Source organism: Klebsiella sp. HMSC16A12 (genome assembly GCF_001808265.1).
GTDB classification, from domain to species: Bacteria; Pseudomonadota; Gammaproteobacteria; order Enterobacterales; family Enterobacteriaceae; genus Klebsiella; species Klebsiella pneumoniae.
This window is the reverse complement of record NZ_KV792611.1, coordinates 138121-150755: the sequence shown is the minus strand read 5'-3', so window position 1 is coordinate 150755 and position 12635 is coordinate 138121. Positions and strand designations below refer to the sequence as shown.

Annotated in this window: 8 protein-coding genes and 1 pseudogene; all 9 read right to left on the bottom strand. The window is 59.9% G+C overall.

Annotated elements, in window-relative coordinates:
* Positions 1-87 precede the first annotated feature (87 nt).
* Positions 88-630 carry a type VI secretion system lipoprotein TssJ gene (gene tssJ, locus HMPREF3140_RS13940; RefSeq protein WP_004176417.1) on the bottom strand — a complete coding sequence of 181 codons (543 nt, stop codon included), beginning with the start codon at positions 628-630 and terminating at the stop codon, positions 88-90.
* Positions 608-1693 (bottom strand): type VI secretion system baseplate subunit TssG, encoded by a 1086-nt coding sequence (tssG, locus tag HMPREF3140_RS13935; protein WP_023283613.1) that lies wholly within the window; start codon positions 1691-1693, stop codon positions 608-610. The genes tssJ and tssG overlap by 23 nt, the downstream gene beginning before the upstream one ends.
* On the bottom strand, positions 1657-3411 hold the full coding sequence (gene tssF / locus HMPREF3140_RS13930; protein ID WP_032411399.1) for a type VI secretion system baseplate subunit TssF: 1755 nt from the start codon (positions 3409-3411) through the stop codon (positions 1657-1659). The genes tssG and tssF overlap by 37 nt, the downstream gene beginning before the upstream one ends.
* Positions 3412-3490: 79 nt before the next feature.
* On the bottom strand, positions 3491-5083 hold the full coding sequence (gene tssA / locus HMPREF3140_RS13925; RefSeq protein WP_019705250.1) for a type VI secretion system protein TssA: 1593 nt from the start codon (positions 5081-5083) through the stop codon (positions 3491-3493).
* Positions 5083-8508, bottom strand: a complete 3426-nt coding sequence (locus HMPREF3140_RS13920) for an ImcF-related family protein (protein WP_064186020.1) — start codon at positions 8506-8508, stop codon at positions 5083-5085. Before HMPREF3140_RS13920 ends, tssA begins: the two co-directional genes overlap by 1 nt.
* A complete protein-coding gene (locus HMPREF3140_RS13915; protein WP_023285044.1) occupies positions 8492-9631 on the bottom strand; it encodes a hypothetical protein in 1140 nt (379 codons plus the stop codon). The genes HMPREF3140_RS13920 and HMPREF3140_RS13915 overlap by 17 nt, the downstream gene beginning before the upstream one ends.
* Positions 9628-9885: a PAAR domain-containing protein gene (locus tag HMPREF3140_RS13910; RefSeq protein ID WP_002902252.1), complete on the bottom strand. Its 258-nt coding sequence runs from the start codon at positions 9883-9885 to the stop codon at positions 9628-9630. The genes HMPREF3140_RS13915 and HMPREF3140_RS13910 overlap by 4 nt, the downstream gene beginning before the upstream one ends.
* A gap of 20 nt (positions 9886-9905) precedes the next feature.
* Positions 9906-12347 (bottom strand): annotated as a pseudogene (locus tag HMPREF3140_RS13905) (T6SS phospholipase effector Tle1-like catalytic domain-containing protein).
* Positions 12335-12635, bottom strand: a 301-nt coding sequence (locus HMPREF3140_RS13900) for a DUF3304 domain-containing protein (protein WP_139146165.1), incomplete at its 5' end; no start/stop codon positions are given. The gene HMPREF3140_RS13900 and the pseudogene HMPREF3140_RS13905, both read right to left, overlap by 13 nt.

Below are 12635 nucleotides of genomic sequence, written 5' to 3'. Positions count from 1 at the left end.
TGAAGATGGTTATCGCCCGTTCGCTGGTTACGAAGGTTGAGGGCGAACTGGCGCGATGGCCCCGCCGCAAATGTTTGTTTTTTTACGTTACTTCGCCGCTTCAGGCCTGAGCCGTAGCTGGTTGTGTTCGGCGGTGAAAATGCGCGGCTTGTCCGGATCCAATTCCTCACGCGCCAGCACCTGCTTCCAGGTATTTCTTTGTGTGTCCGGATGGCGGAACAGGCCGACAACCGCCACGAACGTCGCCTCCGCTTCCAGCGGCATATTGAGACTGGCGTCCCCTCCGGGACCGATCACCACATCGCGACTGGCGAGGAGATCGGCGGCGAGCAGAATATCCCCCTCCTCCAGCAGCTGCTGGTAAACCAGCCGGTCAAAGGTCTGGCGATCTTTAAGCTGATAGATGCGCACCACCACCGGTTCAGAGAGCGAGTGATTCTCTCTGGCATCGGTGTTGAGCGCTTCGCGCGCGGTAAAGTCCAGATGCAGCGTATTAATTTTCTTATAAAAAACGGCGTTGAAGGCAGACTTTGTTCCCTCCGAGACGCGCTGGGTGAGTCCGCATCCGCTCAGGCAAAGCGCAAGCAGGGGCAGCAGACAGGCGGTTTTAGTCAAACTTATACGTAACACGTCGGTTTCCTTGTAGAAAGGTGGCAGGCTGCAGGCCCGTATAGGTACCCAGCTCGGTGGTAAAGGTCTGAGGAATATCGTCCTCACTCTCGCCCTCACCCACGCCCAGCACGCCGTTCATACCGAGCCAGAACGGCTCGTCCCCCAGCGGCGGGACAGCCAGCAGTCGGGTCGGCACGGTCAGGGTGATGTTGGCCCGGAATCGCCAGCCGAGGTATACCCGCAGCAGGATGAGAAAGTCCCGAAACAGCGGGCCGTCAGGCTTCCAGCCCTGCGCCTCCGCGGGATTGTCGGTGGTAAGGGCAACGAGGAGCTGGCTGCTGGCATCCATCGCTTCGTCACCCAGCGGCGTATTGCCGTCCAGGAAGAAGTCGTCATCGCCGTAAAACCCCAGCGGCTGGCTGATCGCCACCGGACGCAGGCTGTACGGGCTCACCCTGACGGTGGTCTCCGGGGCCAGCAGGGTGACCAGGGCCTGGATCCCCTGCTGGGTTTTGCCCGGCTGACGCAGCACGCCGGTTAGCGCCAGAAAGCGCGACGCCGGCGAGGCGATATGCTGCGTCGTGCCGGGGATGCCCAGCCCCGCCAGGCCCAGTAGCGACTGCGAGAGACGATCGGTGCCGCCGGGCTCAAAGGTGGCGGGCCAGGAGTATTTCCGCCAGATGCGGTAAAACTGCGTCATGATCCGGTGGCTGAAGATATCCAGTAAGCCCTGCAGCGCTTCATGCCCTTCCCTGTGCTGGGCGATATCATCGAGATATGCCGTCGGGAGCGGCGAATCGACACCGTACAACCCCATAAAGGTGGTGCGAATGACCGGAGGCCTGCTGTCATCGGCCTCATCGTATTCCACGGCTTTCAGTTCGCTGGCGGGAAATCCCATTCCCGGATGCGGGTAAAAACGCACCGGATCGTCAGCCGGATGGCTGGTTCCCCCCATCAGCGGTTGGCCGGGACGCCGTTTTTCCAGAAGCTGGCAGAAGCGGTAAAAATTGATCCGCGGCAGGTCGGCCTCCAGTCGCGGGGTCAGCCGGGAATGCGGCGGCTGTGCTTCTCTTCCCATTCCAGTCGTTCTCCGGTTGGTTGCAGAATGATAATCAGGCGGTTGAACAAGTAGATGTCGGTGTAGAGCGCGAAGAAGCGGCTAAGCATCTCGCCAAACAGGCATATATCGCCACGTCCGGCAAAGCCGTGACTGTCGAGGGTGACTTCAATCTGCACGCCGCGCACCAGATGGCCCTGTGCAAAGCGCTCTGTTGCGCGGTGCTTCACGTCGAGGATGGCTTCCAGACGCCGACGATTCATCTCGCTGTCGGTCCATTCATACAGCGCCAGGGTGCCGCGCAGGACCTCCGCGTTATCCATCAGGGAAAGAAAACTGCTGCCCAGATGGCTCAGCACCCGCCAGTGAAAACGGTCCTGGGCGGGGGGATAGCACGGCAGCGTCGGCGCGCAGAGGTTCCGCACTGCAATACTGGCGGAAGTGGTTTTCATCACCGTATCGAGCACGGTGCTCTGCAGCGCGCGACGCGGCAGCTGGCCGTTGGTTCCGGTGAGGGTCAGCGACAGGCTTTCATCTTCCGGTACGGTATGATTATCAAAGGCTTCTCCGCCGACGATAAGCCAGGTGTTGTACAGCCCGGAGGGGCCACGGCGCACCCGGGTATGATAGTAATAGTCCGCCGCGTCATGACGCATCATGCCGCCTTTGTGGCGAAAACTTGAGAACGGCGCGTAAACCTGCTGGTGTGAGGAGATCACGGAATCGACGGTGTAAATTTCGGTGTGGCCGTCCTGCACGCGCATCGGGCGCAGCGGGTATTCGGTCTGCAGGGAATTGATGGTCAGCGGATCGGATTCCAGCGGAAACAGGTTGATCACTGGCACGCAGTGCAGGCGCAGCTGCTTTTCGCTGAAGCGGAAGTCATGTTCCCAGCGTTCCGCCAGCACGACGTCGATTTCAAACCACGCCAGTCCGGCCGGAAAAGCCACCGTCTCCAGCCCGCGCAGATCGATGAACATGAACTTTTCGCGGAAGGTAAAATACTCCAGCAGCAGCTGGTAACCGCGAAAACTGCGGCCATCTTCAGGCCAGAGGCCGTCATCCTCGCCAAATCCCAGCGCGCTGAAATACCCGTCCAGCGGCCTTCTGTCCACCTCATCGGGCATGCGCAGCCACATCCGGGCCACATTGAGGGTAAAGGCCTCGTGCATGGCGCAGGCCAGCGGCGCATCGGCGTTGCAGTACAGCGGGATATGACTGAGATCGACCCGGCGCCAGTCCGTCAGCTGGCTGCAGGTAAAGCGCAGCGTGATCACCGAACGGCCATCCGTATCGGTGGCCAGCTGGACGCGTTCCAGGGATAACGGCTGCAGAGCGATCGCTTTGGTGGTGGTGTACCGGCAGCGCGTGCCCTTTTCACCGATCGGCCGGGAAAGCACTTCAAAGCCTTTGGCCATCGTCATCGGCTCTTTCATTTCCGACCAGTCGGGGGTGAACTCCACGACCGACATCGAGGGAATGGTACGTAAATAATGTGGCCACAGCAGACTGACCACGCCTTCGGTCAGCTCAGGCAGATCGTCATCGAGTTTCTCGCGCATGCGGCCCATCAGGAAGGCAAAACCTTCAAACAGACGCTCGACAAAGGGGTCGCGAGCGCCCGCTTTGTCGAGATTGAGCATTGCCGCCTGCTCAGGATGAGCGCGGGCAAACTCTTCACCCGCTTCCAGCAGGTAGCGCATTTCAGCGTCGTAATAACGCAAGGTTAAATCGTCCATAAATCACCAGAATGAGTAATAGCTTTCAGATATGCAGAGAACCGCAGGTGCAGGGAATGCAATGTGAATGATGCGTGAATTATGCGCACAGCACCGCGGCGCGAGCAGGATCCAGAGCGATGAGCCCGGCAAGCAATGACTCCATTTCTGGCAGCAAGCGATTTTTTTCTGCCTCACTGCGCCCGGCCTTGCCTCTGAGCAGCCGGAGTCGGCGGGCTTTGACCTCAAAGATAAGCTCCGGCTTCCATTGTTCGAGCGTCATTTCCCGGGCGCGGCTGTCGAGTTCCGCCAGCAGATGCAGCGCCATTTCATTTTTTCCGTACTGCTCGCTGACCCGCGCCATCAGTAAGCGCATCAGCCACCGATTGCGGCTGGTGGTATAGCCCGGCTGCGCCTGTAACCAGTTCAGCGCCGACTCAATACCTTCATCGTCCGCGCGGGTGAGCACTTCTGGCTCCAGCGACAGCACCTCATCAGCGCTGGTCGCCGCCATTACCGGCTCATCTTGCCATCCGGCCATCTCATCCAGGACACGTTCGTTAAGCCAGTTGAGCGTCACTTCATCGGCGAATGGTGTACCATCGTTAAACGCCAGGGTTTCCAGCCCCGGCAGACGAGCCAGCAGCCCTTTCATATCCCGGCACAGGATATCGGCCCGTACACTGTCAGCATCCAGTTTCAGCAACGCCTGCCAGGCGTACCACTGCACATCCAGCCACAGATGGTTGACGCCTTGCGCCAACAGCGTGTCCGTATGCTCCAGCAGTTCCGACCAGCTTTTCTGTAAATACAACCGCTTAAGATGGGCTTTACTCTCAGGCTTGGGAGGCAATAGCCGTGTCCGGCCGGAGGCATCCAGCGGCGGTAACTCCGTTAACGTATCCCAACGCACACTCTTCATCAGATGATGACCTGCCAGCCATCCGCCGGGACACTCACGCAGATATTTCGCCAGCACCTTAGCCTGATCGAGCAAATCACGACCTGACGTGACGGTATGCATTACCGGTGCGGTGTCCGTATGTTGGGGTAGCAGATCGTGTTCTTCGCGGCTGGTCTGCGGCACCAGACTGTGGGCTCCGCCGCTTTGCACCAGGCGGTTCTCCAGTATCTGATATAGCCCGGAAAGATCGGGGCGAGATGCTTCAGCCAAGCCGGAAAAAGTGGCTTCCGCCAGCAATAACGCCCCGATAATGACCTGCATAGTGGTCATGTCGACTTCCGGATAAAGAGACAGGCTATCCGACATCCGGCGACTGCCAAGCCATTCCAGCGCTGATTTACAGCTACGTTCACGCTGGGGATGGAGCATAGCCCCAAACCGCTCAAGCATTGCCGCCAGTAGCGTAACGCCCTCCGCCAGACCGGTTTCACCATCCCGCTGCAGACGCGCCCACACGTAAAAGGTGATCACGCGCAGATCCTTGCAGGTCTGAGTCAGCAGTTTTTCTGCCAGCTGGCAAATCAGTTCGGTATCGACACCGGAGATCTTATTGACCTCCTCGCGGATACGCTGAAAATCATCGTCATAGCCCGGATCGTCCCCGGTTGGTTGGGCGTCACTGATTGGCGCAAGCCAGGACTGCCACTGCGCCTGGCGTGACCGGGCCTGCTGGCGCAGTACGCTTTCATCCAACTGACTGGCGGCAACCAAATTTTGTAAAATGCTCATTATTCCATCTCATCCATGTCACTATTCCCTACCCCCGTCGTCAGGTCCTGTGCGCTCTCAGCCGCATCGACAGTGAAAATCTGATCCGGCAGGGTCAATCCGCGCAGCGCCAGAAGCGCCAGCGGGCCGCTCCCAAGCTGGGAGCGCAATACCCACTGCAGGGTGCGGCCATCCGGAGCGGAGAAGCTCATCATCCACTGGCTGCGATCCAGCGGATGGCGTTTACCCTGCTCCAGCCAGCGAATAAAACCCCAGGTACCGCTGTAGTCACCGAACAGGCGCGTGCCCGCATTGACGGTGGTCCAGGTAAGCAGAGTGCCGGGTTTATACGTCTCCCCCGGCCAGCGGAAAGTCTGCCAGTCGGCCATCTGATTGAAATAGCGCAACTTTTGGCCGTCTATCGTCAGCTGTGTCTCGACAACCTCCGGGGCAGGCCTGGCCTGTAACTCAAAGCTGATCCCCTGGCTGCCGTCGGTGAAAAGAATGTCGGACAGCTGGCTTAGCTGGTTGATCGCGCGCAGAAAGGCCGGATTAAAGACCAGGCCGTGACTGTTGACCTTATCCGGCACCCATTGACTGCCTTCTTTATGCAGGACACCGTTCAGCTCCGTCGTGAGAAAACGTTCGATTCGCCCGCTGTCTTTGCGCACAAACTCAGCCAGCATCGGCAGGGAGGCATCGCTTTTGCTGGCGGCAAACGGAAAGCGTCCGTCAAAGGCGGTGTGCCAGTTGGCGACCACCGAGCGGCGCCATTTATCATTCAGACTGGCCGCCGACGGCAGAAGCACGGTTTCCCAGGCCTGAGTCAGCGGCTGCACAAACAGAGTGTTGCCGAAGCCACTCCACTCTTCGCCAAGGCTTGCCGAAATCAGGCTACCGTACTGTTGCGTGTCGGTCAGGTCGACGCTTTTCCCCTGGAAGACGGTCTGCGCCAGGACCTGCATCATTTCCTGCGGATCGGAAGCATTCGCAACCTGCTGCAGGCGCAGGCGCACGCGGGTGATACGGGTCAGATAGGTTTGCAGGCTCAGGGTGCTATCGGCCGACATGACGTTGCTGCCCGTGTTTTTCCCCATCAGCTGGAGCAGTGGGCCGAACGTGTCATCCAGAGGCCCCTGCGGGCCGGCTGCCGACTGGTCGATGACCGGCTTGTCTTTCCCGCCCACCAGATCTTTGGCCGATTTAATAAGGCTGTCCGACAGCCCCTCCCTTTGTTGCCCCGCCTGCCCCTGCCAGGCAAGGGTATTCATCAGGGCAATCAGCGGCGACTGGCGGACATCGCTTATCAGCGTGAGCTGGTCGGTAACATCGGCAATGGTGGTCGCCGGATTAAGTCGCAGACTGTTGAGAAAATTCAGCCAGCTGCCGGCGAAATCGGTGAAGTAGCGTCGGGTCAGACGCGCTTTCAGCGCCTCCGGCGACAGGTCTGTCGACATCGTTTTGCGCGAATCGCTCAGCACCCAGTCGATTTCCTCCCGGCGCGAGCTGGCTGCCTTATCAATGGCCTGCTGAATGCCACCTTCCCATGCCTGGCGGGTAAACATCCCCGGGACCACTTCATCGGTGGTAAACAGGCGGCGCGCGTCGGTGCCACTGGTCATGTCTTCCAGCGACACATCGGCAAAATTACGACGCACGGATTTGAGCATGTTCTCATATAAGGTGCTTTCGGCATTGCGGCGACCTAGCTGCTGCAACAGAACCTGACGGCTCTGACTCACCCGTTGCGCATCCGGGATGATCTTCCACTCTGGCCGCTCGGGCAGCAGGGAGAGATAAAAGGCCCACAAATCCGGCGCCAGACTTTGCCACAGACCGGTCGAGATCCCCATTCGCGTCGGCTGGACCGTTTTCATGGTCTGCGCAAAAAATGCGCCATCGGCTTTATCCGGACGAGCCATCATCAGCCAGGCTTTCAGCTGGTCATAGCCCGGTTTCGCCAGCCTGGCTCGTTGGTCGCTATTGGGGGCGGAGTTGACCAGCGCGCTGAGCGCCTGCTGCAACGCGGCATTGGCCGGGTCACGTATCAGGCGATGATTTGCCACACCGTACCAGGGTAGGACGGCGTTTAATAGTTGCTGATGATGGTCCAGACCAAAGCGCCGATACCAGGGCGCTCCCTTCTGCCCATCGTGCACGAGACGGCCGGCCTCATTGCGCAGGGCATGGAGGGCCGTCAGTTGATAGTCAGAAACGGAGGGGTGGGCCACCAGGTCGCGGGCTTTTCCCGCTACCGAAGCAATCTGACTGTAATTGAGGGCAAAGGAGAGCAGCAGTCCCGCCGCCCACAGGCCGAGGATGGCCAGCAGACCGCACGCCAGGCCCCGCTCCCATGCCATTCCCACGTGATGCCCGCGTAAACGGCGGCAGTCATCGACGATCCCCTGCCAGGTCGCGGGCAGCGTCAGGAGATGAGGCTGGTTCGCAGGCAGGGCATCAGCTTCCTGATACGGATCTACGGTACGAGGCTCTGGCAGGCTAAACATCAGGCCACGCAGCGCAAGCCGCTGCCGCGAGGCGGTCAGCCACGGCGCCAGCTGCCAGCGCCATTGCGCGATCCCCCCGTCGATAAGCCGCTGCCCCAGACGCAGCAGAAAGTCGTGGCGGGTCTCCTCCGCGATCTGGCGCATCCCCTGCTCCCGCAGCATGGGCAGCATCTGCGCAAGCTGACGGGCGACATCGTCCTCAGTGGCGCGCAACGGGAAGCTAACGCCTACCGCCTGCACCGCGCGGTCAGCCTGCGGCCACTCACTATCGCATAGTTTCCACAACCAGACCGGGGCGGCATAGCCCAGCAGTTCACTGATTTTTTCCAGCCCGTGCAGGTCGCTCTCGCTTATCTGCGGCGTCAGGGTGAGAGACGACGGCATTACCCGCACAATTCCGTCCAGAGGACGGCCGCGGCGCAGCTTGCGCAGCGCGGCGTATTGTTGGCGATCGGGTTCGGAGAGCAGACTGCCGCCGTAAATCAGAACGGTACGCTGGCCCTCCAGCCAGCGCTGCTGACGCAGGCCAGGCACCAGTTGTTCGATTGCCGCCTCGTCGCCGGTGACTAAAAGCAGGCGGACTTTGCGGCGCCAGCGCAGGCGGTAACGTGCGTGAAGGTGCTTTTTCAGCGGGGCATAAAGGGCTTCGCGCCCGGCGGGCCTGGTGGGTTGCCGCACAGGCGTTGCTGAAGGCTTAACCTTATCTTTTATCAGCAGTCGAAAGGCCATAAACCCCAGTACCAGCAGGCTGAGTGCCATCCCCCAGATAATAAAGCCCGTGGCGATAAGCGGGCGCAGCGTTTCCCACTGCGTGGCACGATCCATCGCCCACAGCCACCATGCCAGCCCGCCCAGGAGCACCAGAAGCGTGACCGCAGCAATACAGACGATAACCGTAGCCGCCACAGAGATAGCGGCAGGTTTATTGACGTTGTCCATCAGGTTTTACAATTCCAATTGCGAGGGTATTCAAGGGATCGCGGGCTAGCCAGCCACACGGTTGTTGGTAGTGCGCGGCGTAGATCGCCGCCAGCGACAGAACGGTCAAGCCTTCCATCTCGCCGATGTCTCCCCAACAGGCATCCTGGCGATACAGGTTAATATCCCATCCGCTGTGCGCCAGCGCTTCCAGTCCCGGCTGAAAAAACAGCGCACAGGCTTCCGGGGGGCCGCTCAGTTCGTTCTGCTCCAGCACACGAGCGGCTACAGCAGTCAGGGCCTCCCCTTTTTCTGCGCAATAGGTTTCCCCCCTGGTCAGGTGCACCGGACCGTCCCGTCCGGCGAGCCACAGTACCGCAGACTCTCCGGCGGGTTGCACGGCCCCCGGCTGGGCGACAACCACCTGACATCCGGCGATAAGCACAGTGTCATGGGGGTCAGCTTCCGCCAGAGCGTGTGCTATCTCCGCGAGGCTGGCCTCCCCACGCCAGGCATCCGGGCGTGAGGGTAGTGTCATCTGCGCAACAGTGAGGGTCATCTGTGCACGAAACGCCTGCCAGGCGAGCTCCGTTCCCTGCCAGTAGCAACGCAGCGGCGGCGTAAGCGTTCTTTCACTGCGCTGTCGTTGCCATTCCATCACCAGTAGTTCCGCCAGCCGTTTTTCGCGGGCGATAGCCTCAGAAACTGAAAGGTATGGCGCTCGCAGCGCCCTGCCGCCGCCCTCGTTCTCTTCCTCTGGCGGACGCTGGTGACGGCTTAGCACCCGCAGCCAGTCAGTGGTCGTTTTGCCCATGGGCCCCAGTAACAGACCTTCCTGTAACCCGATCGGCTGCCGATGCTCCGCCCACCATTGCTGTTGTTCGTATGCCACCAGTTGGTCATAGAACCTGGCGTTATGCACGCTCATGCGGTAGTACAGCAGCCGGATCAACCAGCCGGTACCTGCCAGCACCAGAGCCAACAGGATCCCGGTGGCGGCCAGGGCGCTTTTCCCTTCTGACGAGGGAAGTAAAGCGCTGACCCCGCCGCTAAGCAGGACCAGCAGGGCCGAAGCCGATAGCCACCTGGCCGTACCAGGCGGTCGCGCGTCTCTGTACGGGGGATACTCCGGTACCGGCCTCACTGATCAACCCCGCAGTCTGGGTTAGAGCTGACCAGCGTGCAGCCGCAGGCGCAGCGATGACCGTGCAGCGCAACCGGCTGGCCATCAATCGTGGTTCGTGCGCTGCCTTCAGCAATGGTCGTCATACCGTGTTTGTTACACTTGACCGGGTCGCCCTTGCAGGCGAACCCCAGACCAAAACACTGATAATGCCCCATCAGCACCCTGCCCCCATACTCCCGCAGGGTATCGCCTTTGCGAATGACTTTATTCATCGGATCCTCCTTATCCGCGTTCAGACCGTTGTCGTCAGAACGTCCTCCAGCCAGCTGGCCGGCAGCGCGGCTTGCCCCCGCGCCAGCTGCTCGTCCGCTTTCCGCGCCTTTTGCTGTGCGACAACGGTTCCCGGCTCGTGGGTAAATGCCCGCAGCTGCTCCCCTCCGGGCAGCTCCGGCAGCGCTTCCCCGGTTATCTGGTCCAGCACCGCCACCTCCAGCGAGCGCACGGCGCCTGTCGCAGCCAGCCCGGCCAGATTGCCGGTCAGGCGCTTTTGCCGGAAACTGAGCACGACACCCGCGGTCACGGTCGCAAAACCCACCAGGTCTCCGGCGAGCACCAGCGGCGAGAGTGGTTTACTGCAGCGCTCGCTGAAGTAAATCATCCGGTAGCGGAAGTAACCGGTCCACATCTCGCGCGTGCCGAGCGCGGCATACATAAACCAGGCGCGTGAGTCATGCACCTGATCATCAAACAGCGCCCTCACCAGACCGGCAGGCTGCTCCGCGTTGCTGGCCTCCCCGGCATCGGGAAAGAGGACGGCCACCCGGGCCTCTCCGTCACGCTTCATGCGCCGGTATTCCTGCGCTTCATCATCGGTATTCAGAATGAAAATCACCGGCTGCAGCACGGTATCCAGCACCAGCTGCGCCAGGTTATCCGGGATACGGTAACCGTCGTGGTAATCCTTTCCGAACTCCTTCGCCGCGTCGAACAGCTGGGTTTGATCCATCTTTGGGTCAAAATCCTTCACGCCCGGCTGCAGAACCAGCTCATCCATCCTGTCAGGAGGCTGGTTTGCTATCTGGTTCTGGCGAGCACTGAGCACCTTCTCCTGTTCTTTATCACGAATCACTTCTGCCGCCTTCCGCGCGGCAGGCAGCGCTTCGGTATTCGTGGCGCGCTGATAGAAGGGCATTTTCAGCATCGAGCCTCTGGCATAGCGGTCGATGCGCCAGGCGGTGATCCAGGCCATCTGCTCAGCAATGACGGTTTCCAGACTGCCGCCGGCGGCAGGTGGTTCGTAGTGAGAGGCTGCTTCTGGATCGAACGTTTTCGGCGTGGTTTGGCCCAGAGTTAGTTCGCGCCAGGCATTGAAGCGTGCACTTAAAACTTCAGATACAAAGAACTGAGAATCTAGATCAAGAGGAATGACTCTCCAACTTTGTGACTTAAATTTTTCAGGCAACGCCTGTTTAGGAACCTTTAACGGAGCGCCACAGTTAAACGCTGCTGAATACATGTCATGTAACACTATTTGAGACAACAAATGCCCATCATGTTCAGCATTCCCCTTCCCCTGGTCCCCCGGCGGATATCCTCCACCGATATCCGAGTGCATCCCCGGGTAAACCACCTCAGTGGCACAGGGCGGGTATTTGCCGTTTGCCCGGCGCACAGAGTCCAGCGGAAAGCAGAGACGCTGCTCATGCCCGGAGACCAGATGAACACATTTTTTTATCAGCCCGCCATAGGTTTCATCATCCGGCAGCTCCATCGTGCCGTCTGCCCAGGACATATGCCCGTCGGCAACCGGCACCACATGCGCCACCCCGACGGAGGCCACCGTATCCAGCAGCCCGAGAAACTCCACGCTGACGGGCAGCCGCATCCCGCCTGTCTGCAGGCACTGCGGCGGTTTTTCCCCCTCCGCTGCCGGCGGGGGCAGCAGTTCGCTCAGCCAGCGCACAAAGGTGCGCGCCGCTGCCGCGCCGCGGGAAAAACCTTAGACATACAGCTTGATGCCTGTCAGTTTCGGCTTGCCCGGCTCAGGCTGAATAATCAGGGGCTTCAAATCAGAGGCCAAATCATTCAGCAAACGAGTGAACTCTTCATAGCGGTTATGGCTGCCGCCAAACCACAGCCGGTTCCAGCTGGTGCTCATTTCTTTCAGTGAACGACGACTCTCTGTGGTGGTCAGCCATTTTTTGGTGGCACTAAACATCAGCACATCGATTATCCGCAGCAGCGCCCAGTTAATCAGATCCTCCCCCTTAACTGCCCCCACCAGACCCATGGTGGAATAGTCCGGGTCATTCACTTCCGGGAAGGGGGTGCCAACGCCAGGCATATAGAATTTAAAATATTTCCCGTCCCCCTCGGCGTCATCATCAAACAGCTCACTCTGACCGTCAGACGGCACCCCGCCAGCCGTACCCGTTCCAATAGTCGCCCGAAACAGCCGGGCGATATTGGTCGGATGTTTCGGGTTCGCGATAAAAAAGTCATGATTTAAGTTATTGCCGGTACCATCGAAAAACAGACTGATATGCAGCGTCTTGCAGCACGGCGGATCCACGCGCCGTCCGGCAGCCAGGCACAGTTCCTGATGATAGCGCCGCTCGTCGCTGTTCTGCTGATGGCAGTTCTGCCCAACCTGCAGCGCCCGGCCCGGCAGACGTCCCTGCGGCGGAAACGGCGGCGGGACCCAGGCGGCATGGGTTTCGGTTATTTCGGACATACGGCGGGCTCCTTCATCCTGACGGGCTCTTTTATCGGATAGTTCGCATTTCTCGGTGACCAGCAGCTGGTGGTCACCTTCACGTCATCGCAGGGTAAAAAGTGCACCGTAATGCCGCACACATCCTGGCCGTTATAGTCGGGCAGCGGGACAGTTTTGCTGTGCTGCCGATGACTGGCTTTTATTTTCTTTTCCCATTCAAGATATTTATTCCAGTTTTCATATCCCGGGAAATCATCAGTTGAAGCTTCCCCACTTTCCCAGTCAACGCGCACCGTCATACCCGGC

Bases quoted from the DNA above. Each gene is read 5' to 3' on its own strand.
- tssG (WP_023283613.1), bottom strand. From the start codon at position 1,693: ATGGGAAGAGAAGCACAGCCGCCGCATTCCCGGCTGACCCCGCGACTG.
- tssF (WP_032411399.1), bottom strand. From the start codon at position 3,411: ATGGACGATTTAACCTTGCGTTATTACGACGCTGAAATGCGCTACCTG.
- tssA (WP_019705250.1), bottom strand. From the start codon at position 5,083: ATGAGCATTTTACAAAATTTGGTTGCCGCCAGTCAGTTGGATGAAAGC.
- HMPREF3140_RS13920 (WP_064186020.1), bottom strand. From the start codon at position 8,508: ATGGACAACGTCAATAAACCTGCCGCTATCTCTGTGGCGGCTACGGTT.
- HMPREF3140_RS13910 (WP_002902252.1), bottom strand. From the start codon at position 9,885: ATGAATAAAGTCATTCGCAAAGGCGATACCCTGCGGGAGTATGGGGGC.